This is a genomic window from Microtetraspora malaysiensis, from assembly GCF_050947145.1.
In the GTDB taxonomy this organism is placed as follows: Bacteria; Actinomycetota; Actinomycetes; order Streptosporangiales; family Streptosporangiaceae; genus Microtetraspora_A; species Microtetraspora_A malaysiensis.
The window spans coordinates 5643235-5664323 of the sequence record NZ_CP191998.1 but is presented as its reverse complement, the minus strand read 5'-3'; the positions used below and the strand labels follow the sequence as shown (position 1 = coordinate 5664323).

General features: G+C 69.1%; 16 protein-coding genes and 1 pseudogene. 8 read left to right on the top strand and 9 right to left on the bottom strand.

All coding sequences use genetic code 11. The annotated features are described in order from the left end of the window. Nucleotides 1-89 precede the first annotated feature (89 nt). The 5 genes and pseudogenes from ACQP1V_RS26745 (at nt 90) to ACQP1V_RS26725 (ending at nt 6717) form a co-directional block, all read left to right on the top strand. Entirely contained in the window at nt 90-227 is a 138-nt protein-coding gene (locus ACQP1V_RS26745) for a hypothetical protein (protein ID WP_433412789.1), read from the top strand. Nucleotides 228-235: 8 nt separating this feature from the next. Further along, a complete protein-coding gene (locus ACQP1V_RS26740) occupies nt 236-1267 on the top strand; it encodes a GNAT family N-acetyltransferase (protein ID WP_433412787.1) in 1032 nt (343 codons plus the stop codon). A 371-nt stretch (nt 1268-1638) separates the two neighbouring features. Further along, nucleotides 1639-2028, top strand: a complete 390-nt coding sequence (locus tag ACQP1V_RS26735; RefSeq protein WP_433412785.1) for a VOC family protein — start codon at nt 1639-1641, stop codon at nt 2026-2028. 111 nt (nt 2029-2139) lie between these two features. Then, nucleotides 2140-3260, top strand: a pseudogene (locus ACQP1V_RS26730) (ATP-binding cassette domain-containing protein); the annotation flags it as partial. 286 nt (nt 3261-3546) lie between these two features. Continuing rightward, the gene (locus ACQP1V_RS26725) at nt 3547-6717 is read left to right on the top strand and encodes an amidohydrolase family protein (protein WP_433412783.1); all 3171 of its coding nucleotides are present in this window, start codon (nt 3547-3549) and stop codon (nt 6715-6717) included. Between the two features lie 211 nt (nt 6718-6928). Here the strand turns inward: ACQP1V_RS26725 and ACQP1V_RS26720 are convergent, their stop codons facing one another. The 4 genes from ACQP1V_RS26720 to ACQP1V_RS26705 form a co-directional block, all read right to left on the bottom strand. After that, on the bottom strand, nt 6929-8182 hold the full coding sequence (locus ACQP1V_RS26720; RefSeq protein WP_433412781.1) for an MFS transporter: 1254 nt from the start codon (nt 8180-8182) through the stop codon (nt 6929-6931). 516 nt (nt 8183-8698) lie between these two features. Beyond that, nucleotides 8699-8980, bottom strand: coding sequence for a hypothetical protein (locus tag ACQP1V_RS26715; RefSeq protein WP_433412779.1), 282 nt, complete (start codon nt 8978-8980; stop codon nt 8699-8701). A gap of 1098 nt (nt 8981-10078) precedes the next feature. Next, the gene (locus ACQP1V_RS26710) at nt 10079-10567 is read right to left on the bottom strand and encodes an NUDIX domain-containing protein (RefSeq protein ID WP_387411946.1); all 489 of its coding nucleotides are present in this window, start codon (nt 10565-10567) and stop codon (nt 10079-10081) included. Nucleotides 10568-10708: 141 nt separating this feature from the next. Continuing rightward, nucleotides 10709-11836 (bottom strand): serine hydrolase domain-containing protein, encoded by a 1128-nt coding sequence (locus ACQP1V_RS26705; RefSeq protein WP_433412777.1) that lies wholly within the window; start codon nt 11834-11836, stop codon nt 10709-10711. Between the two features lie 248 nt (nt 11837-12084). Between ACQP1V_RS26705 and ACQP1V_RS26700 the strand changes: the two genes are divergently transcribed. The 3 genes from ACQP1V_RS26700 to ACQP1V_RS26690 all read left to right on the top strand — a co-directional run bounded on the left by ACQP1V_RS26700 (nt 12085) and on the right by ACQP1V_RS26690 (nt 15313). Continuing rightward, the gene (locus ACQP1V_RS26700) at nt 12085-13206 is read left to right on the top strand and encodes a histidine kinase (RefSeq protein ID WP_433412775.1); all 1122 of its coding nucleotides are present in this window, start codon (nt 12085-12087) and stop codon (nt 13204-13206) included. Continuing rightward, on the top strand, nt 13194-13838 hold the full coding sequence (locus ACQP1V_RS26695) for a LuxR C-terminal-related transcriptional regulator (protein WP_387411940.1): 645 nt from the start codon (nt 13194-13196) through the stop codon (nt 13836-13838). The genes ACQP1V_RS26700 and ACQP1V_RS26695 overlap by 13 nt, the downstream gene beginning before the upstream one ends. A 200-nt stretch (nt 13839-14038) precedes the next feature. Beyond that, on the top strand, nt 14039-15313 hold the full coding sequence (locus ACQP1V_RS26690; protein WP_433412773.1) for a C39 family peptidase: 1275 nt from the start codon (nt 14039-14041) through the stop codon (nt 15311-15313). Between the two features lie 155 nt (nt 15314-15468). Here the strand turns inward: ACQP1V_RS26690 and ACQP1V_RS26685 are convergent, their stop codons facing one another. The 5 genes from ACQP1V_RS26685 to ACQP1V_RS26665 form a co-directional block, all read right to left on the bottom strand. Then, nucleotides 15469-16116 (bottom strand): YcnI family copper-binding membrane protein, encoded by a 648-nt coding sequence (locus ACQP1V_RS26685; RefSeq protein WP_433412771.1) that lies wholly within the window; start codon nt 16114-16116, stop codon nt 15469-15471. Nucleotides 16117-16291: 175 nt separating this feature from the next. After that, nucleotides 16292-17020 carry a hypothetical protein gene (locus ACQP1V_RS26680; RefSeq protein ID WP_433412769.1) on the bottom strand — a complete coding sequence of 243 codons (729 nt, stop codon included), beginning with the start codon at nt 17018-17020 and terminating at the stop codon, nt 16292-16294. Between the two features lie 46 nt (nt 17021-17066). After that, complete coding sequence (locus ACQP1V_RS26675; RefSeq protein ID WP_433412767.1) at nt 17067-18275, bottom strand: branched-chain amino acid ABC transporter substrate-binding protein; 1209 nt, start codon at nt 18273-18275, stop codon at nt 17067-17069. 135 nt (nt 18276-18410) lie between these two features. Continuing rightward, nucleotides 18411-20258: an LVIVD repeat-containing protein gene (locus ACQP1V_RS26670; RefSeq protein WP_433412765.1), complete on the bottom strand. Its 1848-nt coding sequence runs from the start codon at nt 20256-20258 to the stop codon at nt 18411-18413. Nucleotides 20259-20324: 66 nt separating this feature from the next. After that, a complete protein-coding gene (locus tag ACQP1V_RS26665; RefSeq protein WP_433412763.1) occupies nt 20325-21089 on the bottom strand; it encodes a hypothetical protein in 765 nt (254 codons plus the stop codon).

Genomic DNA, 21089 nt, shown 5'->3' with positions numbered 1-21089 from the left:
AAGCCGGCGACTCCTGGGCTGTCGCGGTCTTGGGATTGGCCTCCGCCGTGGTCCGACACCGCGGGGCTGTTTCCGACGATCAGCTGGCCATGGTCCGGCACGCCGGTCTGTCCGACGGGCAGATCGTCGAGGTCATCGCCCACGTGGCGCTCAATGTGTTCACCAACTACCTCGCCAAGACGGCCCGCGTTGACATCGACTGGCCGCTCGTGCGCCACACCGACTGAAGGAGGCAATGACACAAGTCATGACCGGCGTCCAAGGCATCCCTACCAAGGAGTTTCCGCGCATGACCCGTATTGTCCCTATGTATCGGGTTTCGGCCGAGAATGCCACTGCCTGGCATGCGGTTGTAGTGGCCTCGCTCGCCAGCGATCTGTCTGATGAGCCCCGGCCCACGTCCAAGCAGGTCCATGCCCAACTCACTGCTGGCGGGCTGGACAGCCGCCGACTGTTCTGGCTGGCCACCGAGACCGGCGGCGCGGTGGTCGGTGTAGCCGGGCTGCGGCTGTTCACCTCGCCCGGCCAAGATCACCTGGCGGAACTGGAGCTGCACGTCGACCCGGACCGGCGGCGCTCAGGGGTCGGCTCGCAACTGCTGGCCACAGCCGTGTTGGCAGCAGAGGTAGAGCAGCGCCGAAGCCTGATTACCGCCGCGGCCAGCGGGGGGCCGGGTGAGGCCTTCTGCACCGCGCGCGGCTTCCGCCGGGTGCTGACGCTGGACCATCTACTGCTCGACGTCGCGCAGGCCGACGATACCGAGGCCGACATCGAGCATCCCGGCTACGAGCTGGTCGGTTGGACCGGCACGGTTCCCAACGAGCTAGCCGAAGCCTTCGCCGCGGCCAAGAACGCGATGAACGAGATGCCCACCGGCGACATGGACTACGGCAACCAGACCTGGACCGCCGACCGGGTCCGTGCCATGGCCAAAGTGCTGGCCGACCGCGGTGATCTGCTGCTGACGACCGCTGCGCTTGGCAAGGGAGAGATGGCCGGATACACCGAGATCGTCATCCGGGCCGGGGAGACCCGCCGGGCACTGCAGTACGACACCGCCGTGGTGCCCGCGCACCGCGGCCGCGGGCTCGGGCTATGGGTCAAGGCCGCAATGGTGTGCAGGCTGCGTGCCGAGCACCCCGGCATCGTTGAGATCGAGACCGACAACGCCCAGGACAACACCCACATGCTCGCCGTCAACCGGCGGCTGGGCTTCCGCTTCCACTGCCGCACCCACGAATACCAGCTCGACCTACCCACAACCTGACCACTTCGCAAGGAGAGCCTCCGCATGTCCCTCACCCTTACCGATCAGGACAAGCTGACCCTACGGACCGCCGCGTACGGCGCCGTGTTCGGAACGAAGGAGAGTGCCCATGGGCAACCTCGACCCCGCCCCCGAGCACGCCATCCCCGCGATCGACCGCACCGACGTGCTGACCGTACAGCTGAGCCACAACCGGCCGGAGCGGCCCTCACGCCTCCTCAAGCGCGGCGGCGACCTCCGCCACCTGCCTCCGCTCGGGCCGTCCGCGGGCGACCCGAGCCCCGCGTCGCCCGCAACATCCCCCGCCGCCGCGGCTACTGACCCGCGGCCGACACCTCGCGCCCCGTCCCGACCCCAACAGGGAGACCTTCATGCAGTTCACCGCGTCCACCGTCTCGCTCACGATCGACGACGTCACCGCCTCCCAAGCGTTCTTCACCACTCACCTGGGCTACACCGTCCAGGCTGCCGCCGACGGCTTCGTCTCCCTCACCCGCACCGACGCGATGGACATCGTCCTGCTCGCCCGCGGCACCCAGGTCCTGCCGCCCGAGCAGCGCGATCAGCACGCCACCGGGCTGATCCTGGCGCTCACCCTCGCCACCGGCATCCAGGACCAGGAGAAGCGGCTGCGTGACGCCGGAGTCGAGATCACCATGCCGCTGCGTGAAGAGCCCTGGGGCGAACGCCTGTTCCAGGTCACCGACCCCAACGGCGTGATCATCCAGTTCGTCGAATGGGCCACACCCGACAACGCCTGAAGATGCGGCGCCGCCCCGTGCACAACCGTCCCGGGCTGCGTCGCGCGGGGCGGCCCCTGGAGCAGGCGACCACCCTTTCGTTTGTTCGCACCGACAAGAGGAGGTGGGCCTTTGCGTACTGCTGCCCAACTGACACTCACCGAGACCACCAAGCGTTACGGCACCCGCGTCGTCCTGGACCGAGTGTCACTCACCGTCAAACCCGGCGAGCGGATCGGCGTGATCGGCGACCACGGATCGGGCAAGTCCACGCTGCTCAAGCTCATGGCGGACGCCGAGCGACCGGACAACGGCGAGATCGTGGTCGTGGCGCCCGGCGGCGTCGGATATCTGCCGCAGTCGCTCGCGCTGCCTCCGCACGCGACGGTGGCCGACGCGATCGACCTGGCGCTCACCGATCTGCGCGAGCTGGAAGCCCGGATGCGGGCGGCCGAACAGTCGCCCGGCGAGACCGGCACACCGGATCGCGCGGGGCTGGATGCCTACGCGGGGCTGGTGGCGGAGTTCGAGGCGCGGGGCGGCTACGAGGCCGACGCCCGTGTGGACGTCGCGCTGCACGGACTCGGGCTGCCCGGGCTGGAGCGCAGCCGCCGGCTGGGCACGCTGTCGGGTGGCGAACGTTCCAGGCTCGCCCTGGCCGCCACGCTGGCCTCGGCTCCCGAGCTGCTGCTGCTCGACGAGCCCACCAACGACCTGGACGACCAGGCCGTGGCCTGGTTGGAGCGCCGCCTGCGCGCCCACCGGGGCACCGTTGTGGCGATCACGCATGACCGGGTGTTCCTGGAACGGGTGACTACCGCCATCCTGGAGGTCGCCGACGGGCAGGTGCGCCGCTACGGCGACGGGTACGCCGGATATTTGGCGGCCAAGGCCGCCGAACACGCCGCCCAGGCGCGAGCCCACGGCAGGCCTGCCGGGTCGGGTTCTTCAGGCAGGACGAGGTGGGCAGCGGCGACGGGCAAGGGGACGGCCGGGTCGGGATCCTCCAGCGAGACGGGGCGATCGGGTCGGCGGACCGGACCGTGCTGGGGGCCTACGCGCACGGGCGTCCCGGGAGCCTGGACGAGCACGCGGACGCACTGCTCGCCCTGGGGCTGTTCCAGCCGTCCGACCTGGGGCTGCGCTTGAGGGAGCTCTCCTACGGGCAGCGGCGCCGGATCGAGCTGGCGCGGCTGGTGAGCGAGCCCGTGGACCTGCTGCTGCTCGACGAGCCGACCAACCATCTGTCGCCGACGAACACGCCGAAGCGATCTGACAGGTAGTCGGCGGGCCTAGCGTGTCCGCCGATCCGGTAACGCAACAACGCCGGGGTTCGAATCCCTTCGGGCGCGTACGCGGTGCCTGCCGCCCACCGGCTTGGATCAACCGTTCGACGCGCTTGCTGTGCCGTTGGGCGGCCACCGACGTCCACTCGTCGAACCGAGCACCTCCGGGCCCTATGGGACTTCCTTTCCGTGGTCATGATCCGAGGACTGCCACAAATCGTTCGACGATGCGTAAAGCAGGAGGAAAGCCCTAATGCCCCCCACGCCGATCTCTCCTGATGCACCCGTCCCCTCTCCGGCGTTCCGTCCGTCCCGCCGCGCCGTCTTGGCCGGCGGCGCCGGAGCCGCCCTTGCCGCCGCGCTCATCCCCACCACCCCCGGACGCGCCCGGGCCGACGATGCCCGCGACGGCGGCAACACCTCCGTCGCTTCCGGCACCGACTTCGCCGTCGCGCCCTCACCCGACGGCCGCATGCTCGCCCTCGACATGCTCGGCGTCCTATGGGTCTGCTCCGCATCCGGTGGCACCGCCCGCCGGCTCACCAGCGACCTGTACGACATCGCCCAGCCCGACTGGTCCCCGGACGGGTCCACCATCGTGTTCCAGTCGTACCGGGATGGTGTCTTCAACCTGTGGACGATCCGTCCCGACGGGTCCGCTGTCACCCAGTTGACCACCGGCCCGTTCGACCACCGCGAGCCCCGCTACAGCCCGGACGGGCGCACCATCGCCTACTCATCCGATGCCGGCGGCAGCTACGGCATCCACCTGCTCGACGTCGCCACCGGCGGCACCCGCGTCCTGGCCGACACCGCCGAGGAGGAGTACGAGCCGGCCTGGTCACCCGACGGGACCAAAGTCGCGTTCGTCGTCGCCGACACCAAGGTCGACGTCGTCGACGTGGCCACCGGCGCCCGCAGCACCGCAGTCACCGTCCCCGCCGGTCAGGTCATCCACCAGCCGTCCTGGATGCCGAACGGAACCGACATCGCCTACCACCACTTTCACGACGGCGCGAACGACCTGGCCGGCACCGGGGGCGCGCTCGTCACCGGCGAGGAGGTCTTCCCGTTCCGAGCCCGGTTCGCCTCGGACGGGCGCTACTTCTACACCTCCGCCGGCACCATCCGGACCCGCCACCTCGGCTCCACATCCGCCGGTACGGTCGGCTTCACGGCCGCACTGACCGCGACCACCCCGAAGTACAAGAAGAGCGTCCGGGTGTTCGACGCGCCCGGATCGTTCCCCGTCGTCGGCATCGGCAGCCCGACCGTGTCCCCGGACGGGTCCACCATCGCGTTCCGCGCCCTCAATGACATCTACACGATGCGGATCGGGGACAAGCCGATCCCGTTGTTCCGCGACCGATGGTGGAAGGCCGACCCGGACTTCTCCCCGGACGGGCAGCGACTGGCATTCGTCACCGACCGCACCGGAACCCTCAACATCTGGGTCCGCGACCTGGCCACCGGCACCGACCGGCAGCTGACCCACCTGACCGACTCCGCCGCCCTGTCGGTCCGGTGGTCACCGGACGGGAAGGAGATGGCCTACCTGGACCAAGACGGCGCGCTGTGGGTCCTCGACGTCGCCACCGGCGACATCCAGAAGGTCTTCGACGCCACCTTCGAGCCCGGCCGGCCGACCTGGTCACCCGATGGCAAGACGATCGCCTTGGCCGCGGTCGTGCCGTACTCACGACGCTACCGCGAAGGCCTGTCCAAGATCCTTCTCGTCGACCGGGCCACCGGTGCCGGCGCCTACGTCGACCCGGCCCCGCACCGGTCCCTGCAGACCCGTGGCGACGACGGGCCCGTCTGGTCACCGGACGGCACCATGCTCGCCTTCGCCATGGAGTCGCTTCTGTGGGTCCTGCCGGTCGACAAGACCGGACGACCCACCGGCCCTGCCCGTCAGGTCACCCGAGAGCTGTCCGACGCCCCGACCTGGGCCGGCGACTCCGCCACCCTGCTCTACCTGAACGGCGGGCGACTGAAGACCGTCCGCGTCGACGGCAAGTCCGGCCGCTCCATCCCGGTCCAGCTGACCTGGCGCAACGACCCCGGCCCCGACCAGGTCGTCATCCACGCCGGCCGCATGTGGGACGGCGTCTCCGCGGCCGTCGCCCGCGACGTCGACATCATCGTGCGCGGCCAGCGCATCACCGCGGTCGAGCCGCATCGGGACGGACGGCCCGGCACCCTGATCGACGCCGGCGACAAGTTCGTCATGCCCGGCCTGATCGACATCCACCACCACCGCGAGATGCAGGGCTACGCCTACGGGTCCCGGCAGGGGCCGCTGTGGCTCGCCCTCGGCATCACAATGACCCGCTCACCCGGGTCGCCCGCCTATCACATGGTCGAGGAGCGCGAGTCGGTCCAGTCCGGCGCCCGGCTCGCACCGCGCTATCTGGGCACCGGTGAGGCCGTCGACGGGCCGCGCATCTACTACAACTTCATGCGCCCGACGTTCTCCCACGACCAGCTGCGGCTCGAGCTCGAGCGGGCCGCCAGCCTCGACTACGACTTGATGAAGTGCTACGTGCGGCTGCCGGTCGTCTGGCACAAGGAGGTCATCGACTGGGCCCACCGCAACGGCAAACCGGTCACGTCCCACTACCACTATCCGGCGATCGCGATGGGCGGCGACCAAACCGAGCATGTCGGCGCGACCAACCGATTCGGCTACTCACGCACCGTCACCAACGTCGGCTCCGCCTACTCCGACGTCATCTCCATGTTCAACACGTCGAAGATGGCCCGAACTCCTACCCTGTTCGGCTCCAGCACCCTCTACAAGGAGGACACCTCCCTGGTCACTGACGAACGGGTTCGCCGGCTCTACCCGAACTGGCGGCTGGCCAAGCTCCGGGAGTCGGTCACCTCCGCGCAGACCACCGACCAGACCGCGGCCCGGGGCAACCTGGCCAACCAAGTCGCGCAGCTCGTGGCGATGGTCCGCGGCGGCGGCGTGGTCACCGCCGGCACCGACGCGCCGATCGATCACCTCGCGGTCAGCCTGCACATGAACATGCGGGCCATGGTCAAGTACGGCCTGACCCCGCTGGAGACGCTCACCACCGCGACCAGTACGTCCGGGGCGTACCTCGGCCTGCCACTGGGCAGGATCGGCAAGGGCATGTACGCCGACCTGGCCATCGTCGACGGCGATCCGCTATCCCGCATCGAGGACACCGCGAACGTCACCGGCGTCGTCGTCGGCGGGAGGCATCACACGGTCGAGCAACTGCTCGCGCCGTACCCGTCCTCCACGGCCACCGACCAAGCCGCGCCCCTTGCCCCCGCACCCCGCGGCAAGGTCAAGGCCCGCGTCCCCGCCCACCCGAGCACCGCGGGCTTCTGGTGGAACAACCCCGCCGAGCTGGAGAGGGCCCGCGTGTCCTGCGACCACGACCACTAGGGAGTGTCTGACACGACCTAGGCCGTCCCGAGGGTTCGGTGCGGGCTCCACGTCCGCACCGAACCCGATCGGGAAAGCGAACTCAGCCCGTGGCGAGGAATCGTTCGTGGCCGAGTCGATCACCGCTGCGCGGGCAGATCACGCTGTCTTCACCGACAGCCCGTTCCGCCTGGTCCAGGCCGGGGAACAGCGAGGACCAGATCGTAAGTCGTCACGCGAACTCCTTCGTTGCGAGGCTGAACTGCTCAGGGCGCTGGGGCACGATCAACGCGATCAGCGCGCCGAGGACGGTGGTGGCGATGAGCAGGCCGAAAGCGACGGTGTAGGAGAACCTGTCGACCAGGAAGCCCATGAGGACGGGGGCGAGGACGCCGGCGATCTGGCCGCCGACGTTGACGACGCTCATGCCGGATCCGATGACGGCGGGCGGCAGGGCGCGCACGGGCATGCCGAGGATGCCCATCGAGGAAAGGCCCGCCACACCCATGGCGAGGGTTTGGTAGACGGTGAACCCGACAGCGGAGTCGGCCATCAGCATGAGCACCAGAAGCACGGCGGTGACCAGGAGCAGGGGGATGACGAAGAGCCGGGCCCTGTCGTGGAAGAAGCGGTCGAACAGCCAGCCGCCGAGGAAGACGGTCGCGCACATGACCAGGCCGGGGATGGCGGACATCACGCCGGTGTTGATGAGAGAGATGCCGCGCTCCTCCAGCAGGTAGCTGGGCACCCAAGTGATCAAGCCGTAGCCGAGCATGTTGGTGGCGCAGAAGAGGGCGGCGAACTTCCAGACCGACGACGAGCGCATAACGGTGCCGAGGCCGAGACCCTTGTCGTGGACGATGTCGGAGCCGTTGAGGTGAGCGGGCAGCGCCTTGGGCAGCAGCTTCCAGAGCAGAACGCCGATGGCGACGCCGGCGGCGGCGGTGACCCAGAAGGTGTGGCGCCAGCCGAGAACGAGGATGAGCGGCGCGACGATGAGCGGGGCGACGCCGGCACCGAGCTGGTTGGACGCGAGCATGGCTCCGGCGGCGGTGGCGCGGACGGTGGGGGTGGTGCGTTCCGCGATGGCCTTGAAGGACGCGCCGGGGAAGAGGCCCTGGCCGACGCCGAAGAGGGCGCGGATGACGAGGAGGGATGCCAGGCCCCAGGCGATACCGGTGAGGGCGGTGAAGACCGACCAGAGCAGCAGGGAGACCATGAGCTGGCGTCGGGCGCCGAACCTGTCGGCGAGGATGCCGCCCGGTATCTGGCACAGCAGATAGACCAGGGAAAAGGCGGTGATCAGCCAGCCCTGCTCGGTCTTGGTGAGCGCGAAGTCCTCGCCGATGAACGGCAACGCGACGGCCATCATCACCCGATCGACGTAGTCGATCACCCAGACACCCATGAGCAGACCGACGGTGACGGTCGCCGTTCTGCGTATCTGCGCGGGCGCCAGAGTGGGGGTGTCTTCGGCGAGTCCCATTCACAGACCTCCGGAGCTTTCAGATCAATGTTCCAGCAACCCTCCATCACGTCACCCGGGAGTGCTTCGTGCAGGGGCATGAAGTCGGGGCCGCCGGCGGTGCGATCGCACGAAGATCTGTTCGCCGGCGTTGCTGACCGGGACCGCAGCCGCCTTCTTCCAGCCCGCGATGAAGGGGCTGTCGCCGCGGCCGTCGACCGGCTGGGCGACGGCTGCGGTCACGGGGCTTTGAGTTGAACGGCGGTGACCGGACCGTAGGAAGCGATCTTCTGACGTGTCCGTTCTGCCAGGTCACACGCCCTCGTGAACACCCTAGGTTCGGGCTCTCGTGAAGGGAAGGGGCGCGACGGTACAGGGGTACGGAAGCGTTGCCCGTACCGTCGCGCCTGGCCTGTCCGCGCGTGGAGCGTCACACGCGCCATCAGGCCCACATAGCGGTCCCCGCCCACCCCAGAGAGGGGACCGCTCTCCCGTGCCGCCATCAGGGACCGCATCAAGCGGCACGGAGCTTGTCGATCATTGCGGGTGGAGAGGCCAGGTGATGCTGCCGGGCGGGCCGGTGATGTCCCGCCGCCCCTCGTCGGAGACCGGCGGGATACCCATCAGCTCGGTCGCGACGTCCATCCCGTCCCGGGTAAGGCGGCCATCGCTGATCAGTCCTTGTGGGTGGCGCTGCTCCCGGCGGGCGATCTCCGCCGTCACCTCCAATGCTCGGGCGATCGTCTCGCGCGTCGCGCGCAGTTCCTCGTCGGACAGCTCTTGCCGGCTACTGAAGTCGGGCATAGGGAACACGCTCACGCTGCACCTCCCGTACAAGGTGACGAAAGCGGCATGGCATGGGTTGACGTGGGTCGTCTGCCTATGCGGAACCGGACGGCATTGCCTGCCTCGTCATCCTGATGAACTCCCCAGGCGTCGGCCATGACGTTCACCATCCACAGGCCTCGCCCGCTGCCGTCTTCTGCGCCGTCTCCATCGACGCGATCCACGAGAAGACCCGTGATGGGCAGGCCGCCAACCGGGCCGTCTACGTCGCCTTGGCGGTCACTCTGACAGGGCGGAGAGGAGGGTGTCGGTGTGGTTGGCTCTTGGGTCTGCCAGGGCCAGCCAGAGGGAGCGGGCCTGGTTCAGCGCCATCTAGCCAGGAACCTCGGGCGTTCACGCCCGAGAGGAATGGCTTCCCTCTTCGTGGTTTTGTTGTTACGGTTCGTGTTGCGGTGGCGGGACTGAACGCACCCGGTATGCCGGGGAACGGCTCTCTGGTCTGTTATCGACATCGCAACGCGGCGTGGTTCGCCACGCTGGGCAGTGAGTCACGCTGCCGTACGCGGCCTGAACCGTCGAATCCATCGATGGCGAGGAGCTGCAAGCTCGGTCGTTTACGGCCGAGAAGCTGACATGGTGTCGGGCTTCCTCGGGGCGGTTGAGTCCGGCCAGCGTTTCGCCGAGGTGGGTGAGGGTCTCTGCTTCGTTGATCCGGTTGCCGACGGCGCGGGCCCCACAGGCTTACGGACGGGGAGCAGGAGGCCGGCAACCTCATGCCATGCGGGCCTAACGGAGAACCGTTAGAAACACCTGCACGGGCGGCCGGCCTGGCCATAGCTGTTGCACGACGACGCGCAGGTGCTGCCCGCCGTAGCACTGCGCTGCCCTATAGGCCCGGAGGGCGAAGGGTCCCACAGGATCTCGATGTCCATATCGAACATATCCTCCGTGCCGGTTTCCGCTTCCATGATGCTCATGACGAAACCTCCCGGTGCCACTCGGAGATTGGACTGTCGGATGAGCCTAGATGGACGCCTCTAACCGCACGCCAACGTGGACTAACACACAGCCAATGGATCACCGAATCGCCGGCACGACGTGCGCTGAGCGTGGAGCCACGGCGCGAATTCGTCATCTCGAACGGAAGAACTCCGCCACGACCTGAGTGTGCAGGGGGAAGGCGAGTTCCCGCGGCCCGTCGATCAGCAGCCATTCCGAAGTCTCGGCCGTGGAGACGACCGGCGGAAGGTCGGCCGAGTCGGTACGCGGCCCCAGAGCGAAGACCAGCAGCGTGCCGTCAGGAGCGCTGAGCACGTCGAAGAGCCGTACGTCACCGGCGTCGACGAGAACACCGGTCTCCTCGCGTAGCTCTCGGACGGCCGCCTGCTGCCAGGATTCGCCGACGTCGATGAAGCCGCCGGGCAGAGCGAGCCCACCACGGTGCGGTTCGACGTCCCGGCGCACCACCAGCAGACCGTCGTCGACCGGCAGCACCATCACCGCGACCGGCAGCGGGTTGAGATAGCTGGTGTTCGCGCAGCCCGGGCAGGTGCGCGGCCACGCCTGGTCGCGGGCGAAGGCCGCACCGCAGAAGGAGCAGTGCGAGTTCCTGATCACCATGACCGTGAGACTAAACCAGCCCGCAACAAAGGGTGCCGGACCAGGAGGCCGGGTCGAGCAGCCCGGGACCGTTGAACGCGCGGGCGAAGTCGAGCAGCCGCCACCCGGCCTCTGTCCCGCACCGGCTCCACGTGGGAGATCTCAATGCCGCATACGGCCGGCGTTCGGGGCCGGGCACAGCGCGTCGTCGATCAGCTTGCTCTCGGCCTGTACCACGCGCAGGACCTGGTCCGCCGATTCGGCGATCGCGCCCGACAACGAGACCGTGACGCTGCGCCGGCCGTCGGCGGTGACGCCGACGGCGCTGATCCAGCCAGAATCGCCGCCCTCGTGGCCCCAGTATCTGCCGCCGCACGACAGTGGGCGTGAGAAGAGTCCCAGCCCGTCACGGGCGCCCGGCATGAGCGGCTCGAACTCCTTGCCGACTGGAATGGTGTGTTTCATCTGCGTCAGCTGCGCCGGGGGCAGGAGCCGACCGCCGAGCAGGGCGCGGAAGAATCGGTTGAGATCGGCGGTGGTGGAGACGAGCCCGGCTTCCCCATTGCCGGCCAGGCTGACCTGCTTGGTGACGTCCACGAGTGGTTCGCCGGGCTTGAACCTCTGGTAAGTCTCGGCGTGTGGCTGGGGCAGCGTGGGTGAAGTGCCCGGCCAGAAGGTGTGATGGAGGCCGAGCGGCCGGACGATCCGATCCTTCACCTCCTCATGCCAGGGGTGCCCGGTGACCCGTTGGATGATCATGCCGAGCAGGGCGTAGCCGGTGTTGGAGTATCTCCATTCCTTTCCGGGCTGGAAGTCCGGGCGGTGGCGCATGGCCCGGGCGACGATCTGCTCGGGTGTGTAGGTGTCGTATCGGTGCCGGTAGAAGTCCTCCGCCGAGGTGTAGTCGGGGTAGTCGTCGTGGATGCCGCTGGTGTGCTGGAGCAGTTGGCGGATGGTGATCGCGCGGCCGTCGTTGCCGTTTCCGTGCACCACGCCGGGCAGCCATCGCTCGACTGTGTCGTCCAAGGAGATCCGGCCGTCGCCGGCCAGTTGCAGGATCACGGTGGCGACGAACGCCTTGGTGACGCTGGCGATCCGGAAGTGGCCATTCCGAGGGACCGGCCGCCGGGTCGCCACGCTGGCGACGCCGCTGGTGGCGGTCAGGTTCCGGCCGTCGGAGGTGACCAGGCGGGCCTGCACTCCCGTCACGCCGAGTGCGGTGATCGCATCGGCGTCGCGCCGGAGCTGGGTTTGGTCGTCATGCTGGACGGCGGCGCTCGCACCGGACACAAAACTAGTGGAAAGGGTTCCGGCCACGATCGCGGCCAGGGCCAGGTTGCGTCGGATGGACCGGCCGTGCCGCCGCGGTGAACAAATCGGTGAACTCGTCATGGGCGTTGACGCTAGATCTGGCGGGGGGAAGCGGACGATACAGCTCACCAGTGAGAAAAAGGGGTAGTGGGCTGTAGTGCCAGGCGCGGTCGCCATGGCTCAGACTTGTGCGGATGAACCACCATGGGGCCAGTCGGTTTTCGGCGATGTGGCGCGGTCTGGGCTATCTGCTGGGCAGTCTGTCGACTGCTGCGGTCGCCCTGTTCGTGCTGCCCGTACTCGTCGTTCCGGCGGCGGCCCGCTCCTGGGCGTCCTGGCATCGTCGCCGCGCCGACCGGCTGCTGCTTTCTCCGCGCTCCGGTCCGGTCCGTGTCGGTGCGTGGCGTGTTCTCGGGTGGCTGTGTACGTGGCTCGTGACGAGTCTGGTGTTCGGGATCGTCGTGGTGGTGTGCGCCGGCAACACGGTCACTACGGCCATCACGGTGCCCTTGTGGTGGGCGTTTCCCGCCGGCACCCGCGCGGGCGGCTTCGCCGCCGGTGTTCCACTGTCCGGGTGGGGCACGGCGTTGACCCTGGGGACCGTACAAGTCATCATCTTCGCGGCCCTGAGCTACTGGCTGGCTCCTCGCCTGGCGCGCCTGCACGCCCGGATCTGTGTGGCGCTGCTGTCCCCCTCGGCCGCGGAGCAGTTGGCAGAGCGTGTGGAGACGCTGACCGAGACGCGGGCCGGCGCCATGAACGCGCACGGCGCCGAACTCCGCCGGATCGAACGTGACCTGCACGACGGCACCCAGGCCCGGCTGGTGGCCATCGCGATGCGGCTGGGCGTGGCCCGTGAGTCGCTGGGCGAGGACCCGGAGATGGTGGACAGACTCCTGCGGGAAGCGCACGAGAATACCGAGGAGGCCATGGTGGAGCTTCGTGCGGTGATTCGGACGATCTATCCGCCGATCCTCGCCGATCGCGGCCTCGCCGGGGCGCTGGCGGCGCTGGGGACCCGATCGGTGATCGACACCAGGCTCGATATCGGCGACCTCGGGACGGTCCCTGCCGCGGTCGAGGCCGTGGCCTATTTCACGATCGCCGAGGCGCTGACGAACGCTGCCAAGCACAGCCGGGCCACCCGGACCACCGTCCGCGTCGCACGCGTCGGTGACCGGCTGTCGATCGAGGTCACCGACGACGGAGTCGGCGGCGTCGACGAGACGCTGGGCACCGGCATCGCCGGAATCCGCCACCGTGTCCTGGCGCTCGACGGCACCGTCGACATTCACAGCCCCAGCGGCGGCCCGACCACGATCACTGTGAGCCTGCTGTGCGGGTCGTGATCGCCGAGGACAACGTCCTGCTGTCCAGTGGGCTGGAACTCCTGCTGACCGCCAAGGGCTTTCACGTCGCCGCGATCACCCAGGACGCACCCGGCTTCGTCGCCGCCGTCGCCGAACACCGGCCGGACGTCACCATCGTCGACGTGCGGCTACCGCCGGCCTTCCGCGACGAGGGAATCCACGCCGCCCTCCAGGCTCGCCGCCGGCATCCCGGCCTGCCCGTGCTCGTACTCTCCCAGTACGTCGAGCAGCAGTACGCCGGCGAGCTGATCTCCGATGGACGCGGCGGCGTCGGCTACCTTCTCAAGGACCGGGTGAGCCGGGTGAGCGAGTTCATCGACGCGCTGCGGCGGGTCGCCGCCGGCGGTACCGTCATGGACCCCGAGGTGATCGCGCAGCTCCTCACCCGTCACGCCCACGACCCGATCGCCGCCCTCACGCCACGCGAACGCGAAGTTCTCGCCCTGATGGCCGAAGGAAAGGACAACGCCACAATCGCGGCCCGGCTCGTCATCACCGAGAACGCCGTCCACAAGCACATCGGCAACATCTTCGCCAAGCTCGGCCTCTCGCCGGCTGACAGCGGCCACCGCCGCGTGCTCGCCGTCCTCACCTACCTCAGCAGCCGGTGAGGTCGCAGTCCGTCGTATCCGGCGCCCGCGGATCACGCGGGCGGCGACAGGGCGCGCCGCACGTGCCGGATCTGCCGGGGTACGCGCACGCGAGATACCCGAAGGCCGCCCAAAGGTGTGCGTAATACGTATTCCTGCCGATGTGCGGGCGGGCGGAGATCTCTAGCGTCGAGGACGCCGACAACCCCCCGAGGTGAGCTATGCGCGTGCCAAGCGTGTTCCTGCCCGTGTTCCTGTCCGCAGTCCTGATGACATCCGCCCTCACCGTCACATCCGCTGCCGCCGAGGTCGAGGGCAAACCCCCGCCCGCCGCCGTCGACGTCGTCTACGAGCGGGCCAACTTCGGCCCCGGCACCCGCGAGGGCGTCAAGGGGGGCAACACCCTGTCCTTCGACGCCCCCGTAGGCACGATCTCCTACACCGACGAGCTCGGCACGAAGAACTGGGAGTACGCCCGGTGGACCGGCCGCGAGCAGCCGATCGGGTTCGCGGCCACCGAGCTGGTCGCCTCCTGGAACGCCGACGTGCCGACCGGAAGCTGGCTGCAGGTCGAGATGCGCGGCCGCAACGCTGCCGGGCTGACGAAGTGGTACGTGCTCGGCCGCTGGGCGTACGGCGACGAGGACATCCGCCGCACGTCGCTGCCGGGGCAGCGTGACGCCGACGGCACGGTCTCGGTCGACACGTTCGTGGCCGCGGCCGGCAAGGAGATCACCGCGTACCAGTTGCGCGCCACGCTGTACCGTACGCCGGGCTCGTCCGTGACGCCGGTCGTGCGCACGCTCGGCGCGATGGCCTCCGCCGTGCCCGACCGGGCTACCGTCCCGGTCAGCCCCGGCGGCGTCGCCTGGGGCGTCGAGTTGCCCGTGCCGCGCCGTTCGCAGAACGTCCACGAGGGCCACTACCCCGAGTGGGACGGCGGGGGAGAGGCGTGGTGCAGCCCGACCTCGACCACCATGGTCCTCGGCTACTGGGGCCAGTGGCCCAGCAAGCAGGACACCTCCTGGGTGGACTCCTCCGATCCCAACCCCGAGGTCGACTACGCCGCCCGGTACGCCTACGACTACGCCTACGAGGGAGCGGGCAACTGGCCGTTCAACGCGGCCTACGCGGGACGGTACGGGTTGGAGGGGTTCGTCACCCGGCTCCGATCGCTGACCGAGCTGGAGCGGCTGATCCGCGCCGGCATCCCGGTCGTCACCTCCCAGTCGTTCAAGGCGGCGGAACTGCCCGGCGCCGGGTACAGCACCAACGGCCACCTCATGGTCATCATCGGCTTCACCGCCACCGGCGACGTGATCGCCAACGACCCCGCCTCGCCGGACAACGACGCGGTGCGCCGGGTCTACCCGCGGGCGAACTTCGAGAACGTCTGGCTGCGCAGCACCGGCAGCGGCGGGATCGTGTACGTCATCCACCCGAAGGCTGGTAACCCGCTGCCTCCCACCACGCCGGGGCTGCCGGCCAACTGGTGACGGCCGGCGGCACCGGCGGGTCTCACCGGGCGAGGGGAGGCGAGCGCGTCCAGCGTCGCTTCGCCTCGGAACGGCGGAGAACGCGCAGGGGCTGATTCCATCATCGAACCGGGCGCAGGGGATCAGTGCCCTGCGCCCGGTTTCCGCCGTGGCGGTTATCGCGTCCGGCGGGTCCGCACGATCATCGTCGCAGCGCACGCGAGGGAGATCACCAGCGAGGCCGCAGACAGCCCGATCGCCCACGAACTCCCCACACCCGACTCGGCCGCGGGCGTGCTGTCCACGGCCAGAGACACCCGGTCGGTTCCGGTCGACGGGGACGACGCCGCGTCGTCCTTGGGCACGAGCCGGAGTACCGGCGCGGGCCGCTCCGGCTCGTCGCCGTCGGTGGACGGATCCTGGATCCAGCGCACGATCTCGCCGTCGCTGTAATGCTGGAGCGTCTTGAACACCATCCGGTCGGTAGCGGGCAGCGGTCCGGCGCTCACGGAGAACTCCTCGTACTCACCCGGCTGGACTCCTGACTTCGAATCCGTCGCGGTCCAGGTGATCTGGCCGACGACCTCGCTGATCTGCGCGCCGTGCGCCTCGATCGGCGCGGCCAGCTTGGTCTTGGTGATCTCGTACGACCAACCCGGGTGCGGCTTCACCGAGACCGAGGCGAGCGGGGCGTCGGTCGGCAGCTGAACCTCGATCTTGGTCGTGCTCGCGTCGTCGCGCTCGTTGGGGACGCGGAACGTCAAGGCGGCGTAGCCGCCCTGGACGGCCGAGTCCGTGGTCACTTTCACGTGTGCGGACGCCACCGCCGGCATGATGCCGATCAGGCAGGCCGCCAACCCTACGGTTACGAGGCCACGTATCGTGCGGCGCAGCATATGCATTCTCCTTGTCGTGCTGGCGATCAGGAATCGCGACTGTGCTGTTCGGTGGAATAGAGCTCGCGTGCGGCGGGCCGCGGCCCGGCCCGCCGGTCTCGGATCAGCCCAGTCTTCGCAGCACCTTCTCCATGGCGCCCCTGGCCTTGTCCGCGGAGTCGGCGCGGTCTCCGACGATCTTTGTCTGGGTGAGGTCGAGATAGAGGATGAGATTCGCCCGGCGGAGCACCACGATGGCGATGTCCTCGTAGTAGACGTCGTCCATCCCCGGGGGGAAGGTGTGGGCGAGTTGCTGCACGTACCCCTTCCACCCGAACACCTCGAGCGGGCGGCTGGTCACGCTGTAGGCGCCGAGGATGATCGGCGGCCCCCCGTTCACCGCATACGATCCGGGGCACTTGGCCAGCCCGGAGGCGACCTCCTCCATCGCGCCGTCGGTGATGGCGCTCGAGCCGAAGACGAGGGCGTTCTGGGTCACGTACGGGACGCGCGAGTCGGTCGAGCGAGCGGGCTCCACGGCGAACTGCCCCACGGGCTCGCCGCCGACCGGCTCCACCACGTTGGACGGCGCGTTGGCCGCATCCGAACGCTGGACGTACGGGCAGGTCTGTATGGCGCTCGGCGGCACGTAGTTGGTGTGCGAGTGGAAGTTCCGGTCGTACCAGTAGTCACGCGCGCCTTCGCCGGCGTCCTTGGCGGTGTAGTACGCGGCCTTGACATCGTCGGCCGTGTAGTGCGGCTTGGTCGCTGTGGCGGCCGCGGAGCCGGAGCAGCCGGTGAGGGCGGCGCAGATGGCGGCCAGCGCGAGGGCGACAGGGGGGCGCAGGGTCACGGATGGGCTCACTTCGTCGGGGGAGGCTGCGATCGACCACGGGCCGTCACGTGTCGTTGTCCGGACGCAGCGTGCTGGCGAGGGTGAAGGCACCGCTTTTGACGGTCAGCACGAGGTGGTTGTCGTATTTGACCGTGTGGTCGGGAGCGAACCTCAGCGCGCCCATGAACGTGGTGAAGGTGTCCTCGAGCTTGGTCAGCTGCTCGCTGTTCAGCGCGCGGTCCACCTTTCCCGCCTGCGTCACGGCCTGCCCCAGGGCGCGCAGCGCGTCATAGGCCTGCAGCGCGTCCCGCCCCGGCGCGCGGCCGAAGGCCTTGGTGAAACGCTTGGTCCACGCCTCGGTGGCGGGGAGGTTCTGCGGGCTGGCCGTGGTGATCACGTATGCGCCCTCGGCGCCGTCAGTGCCGGCGGCCGACCGGAAATCGGGGCTCTCCGACTGCGCGGAGGCGATGTACATGCCCTTGTATCCGGCCTTCCGTAGCGCTGCGGCGAGCCGGCCGGATTCCCGGGCCGAGCCGGCCCAGTACACGACGTCGGGGTCGGCGGCCAGCGCGGTGGCAGCGGCCGCGGCGATGTCCTGCCGCCCGGCCGTCAGGGTCTGCTTGCTGACCACCTTGGGGACGGGTGAGGCCACGGAGATCACCTGTTTGACCAGGTATGCGGACTCAGGGGCGTCGTCAGCGACCACCGCGAGCCGCTGCGCGGTGTTGTAGGCCATCCAGTGCACGGTCGCCAGCGCTTCCTGATACGGCGTGCCGTTGGTGAGATAGGCCGTAGGAGTGTCCTCCGCGCTGACCAGAGCGGGTGAGTTGGCGGAGCTGATGAGGAACGGCAGTCCGTTGCCGCCGAGCACCCGCGCCGCGGCCTCGGCGGCGTCGTCGCAGACGCCTCCGACCGCGCCGGCGACGCTCTCGGTGAGGTGGAGCCGCTTCGCCGCCTCCTTGCCGCTGTCGTCGAGGCACTCGTCGTCGACGGTGACCAGGGAGACGTGCAGCCCGATGACCCCGCCCCGGACGTTGAGGTCGTTCGCGGCCATCTGCGCCCCATCCACCAGGTCCTGCCCGCGCGCGCTTTCCGGTCCGGACAGCGGGGCGATCACACCGAAGGCGATGTCCCCCCTGGGGGCGGCCGGCGTGGCGCCGTCTGAGCTGCACCCGCCTGCGGCCGGGAGCGTGAGGACGGTGAGGGCCAACGGCACGAGCCAGCGGATGCGGCGGGTCCGGCCACGGCGGTCGAGGTTCGTCGGAAGCTGCATGGGGTGCTTCTCGCTCCGGTACGTGTTGAAGGGGGGCGGGGCCCAGCGAACGGGAAGGGAGCCCCGGGTGCCCGCTCACGGGCTCGCGCCGTGGTGACGCGAGCCCGCGAGCGGGCGGAGGTGCCTGCCGGGGTCCTACTTCTCGCAGGAGTTCCAGCAGACCTTCTTCTCCCGCTTGCCGGGAATGTCGCCGGTGAACTTCAGGATGTCGACGCCACGGCCGTAGTCGGGGACGTAGACGTACCCGTTGTGCCAGTAGGCCGAGGAGGCGTTGCTCCCGATGATCGCCGGGCCGTCGGGGCCGCCGTTTCGGTCGGGCACCCGGAACCAGCCGACCTGCTGCGGGTTCCTCGGGTCGGAGATGTCCAGGAAGCGGACGCCCTGCTCGTAGTAGCCGCCGACGACGATGTTGCCGTTCACCGTGAACCAGTGCGCGGAGCAGTCGCCGGCCTTACCCGTCGGGTCGACGTAGTGGCCGGGCTTGCCCCCGGGGCTGTACGTGGCGAGCCGCGTCATCTTGACCGGGTTCTCCGGAGTGGAGGTGATCCCGTCGGCGTCGTGTGTCCCTTCGAGCGACGCCAGGATGAACACGCCGGCCTTCGAGCAGTTCTGGTTGTTGTTCTCGTTGGTGATGAGGAGCACGTCGCCCTTGGGACGATCTCCAAGGGCGTTCGGGAAGCGGTAGGCGTTGTGCAGGAAGGAGCTCTCCGAGCCGCCGATGCTCCCGCCCGCGTACGGGATCGGGTCATAGGCCGTCGCGTAGCGCTTGGTCTGCGTTGCCGGGTCGACGTGCTTCCCGTCCGTCCAGTAGCCGCGCACGCCGCCGCTGCCCGAGACCCAGACGACGCCGTCGAAGTCGACGTCGACGCTGTGCGTGGAGCCGCTCGTCGCACCGGTGCGCCGGACGTCGGAGACGACGGCCTGGCTGTAGGTGAACGGGTGGTTGACGTCACGGACGTCGGTCACATAGACGGGGGAGCTCACGCCGCGCACGCCCGACCCCACCGACCAGATGAAACGGCAGTCGTTGATGCAGGTCGCGGTGTGGCCGAGCGGGACCGGGTGGAAGCCCAGCAGCGCCGGGTGCCACGGGTCCTTGATGTCGATGATGAACAGGCCCTTCTGACCCGAGTCGCGGGTCATGAAGACGAGCTTGCGCCTGCTGTCGACCGTGAGGTTCTCGCCCTCCCAGAACTGGGTCATGGTCTCGCCCGGCTGCTTCAGCTGGCCGACGGTGACCTCAGAGATGTACGTCGGGTGCTCGGGGTCCTTCAGCGACCAGATGGCCAGGCCGCCGGTGCCGTTGGCGACCATGACGTCGTAGCCGAGCTTCTCGTAGTGCACGAAGTTCAGCGACGAGAACGCGGGGCACTTCGCCGACTTGAAGGCGGGGCAGTTCGGGTTGCCGGACAGCACCCCGCGCACGTGGCCGACGACCTCGACGTTGTCGCTGTGCGTGGCGTTGTCGGGGAACACCCCGGTGTCCGGGAGGGTCTGTGTCCCCTCGGCGCCGATGCCGTCGGTGACACCGGCCAGCGACGCGGCCTCACGCTCGGCGTTGTTCGCCGCCGCTTCCGCTGCCGCGGCCGCCGCCGCCGACGCGGCTGCCTTCTCGTTGTACTCCAGCTGCGCCTGCGCCGCCTTGGCGGATGCTTGCGCGGCCTTCGCGGCGGCAGCCTCCGCCTTGTTCTTGTCGGAGATCGTGCCCGACTCCTCAGCCGTGGCGGCGGCGTCGGCGGCCTTCTGCGCCTCCTCCTCAGCCGTGGCCTTGGCCTCGTCCAGACGAGCGGCCGCCCTGGCGGCGTCCTTCGCGGCCGCGTCCGCCCGGTTCCGCAGGCTGGTCGCCTCGGCATTGGCGGACCCGACCGTGCCGGGGTTGACCGGACCGGACGGGTCCGCGTATGCCGGGCCGAGGCTCGCCGTCTGCAGCACGACCGCCGTGACGAGCGCGGCCGTGCCAGTCAGAAGGGCTCTGCCCTTCAACGCTCTTCCAACAGGTAAGAATCTCACCGTTCCGCAAACCTCCAATAGGATCTTGTGGATGCGGCGCTAGCCGAGGCGGGCCAGCGTCGTCTTCATCAACGCCTTGACCTTCTCGTCGGAGTCGGCGCGCTGGCCCACTGCCTTGATCTGCGCATAGCCGACGTAGATGATGGCGTTGGCCTTGTGCACCACGACGGTGACCAGATCGTCGTAGGTGTCCGGGTTCACCTCCGGGGGCGAGGTGTGCACGAGATGTTGGGCGAACCCCTTCCATCCCTCCATCTCGATCTGCCGGCTGCCGACCTTGTAATCGCCCACGACGGTCGGCGGTCCGCCGAGCACACCGAACGTCTCCGGACACTTGGCCGACTCGGCCACGACGGTGTCCATCGTGTTGTCGGCGAGCGAGGAGCTCGTGAAGACCGCCGCGCCCTGTGTGACGACCGGAAGCGACGATGTACCCGCGAGTTGCGGGCCGACGATGAACCGCCCGGTCGGCATCCCGCCCACCGGCTCGACCGCCGGCCGCACATCGACCTCGACATCCTCGGAGCGCTGGACGTACGGACAGGTCGGGATGCTGTTCGGGGGCGTGTAGACGACGTGCGAGGCGTGGCCGTTGTCCTTGAACTCGGTCGCGCCTTCGCCCAGGTCGCCGGGGCTGACGAGGCCGGACCGGATGGAGTCCAGGGTGTAGGGCGGCTTGGTCGACGCCTGCGGAGCCCCGCCGGAGCAGCCCGTCAGGACGCCGAGGGCGAGCATGCCGGCGGCGGCCCCGCTCACCCGGCGGGCCACCCGGCGCCGGGACGCTTTCCGGTCAACGCCTTGCAT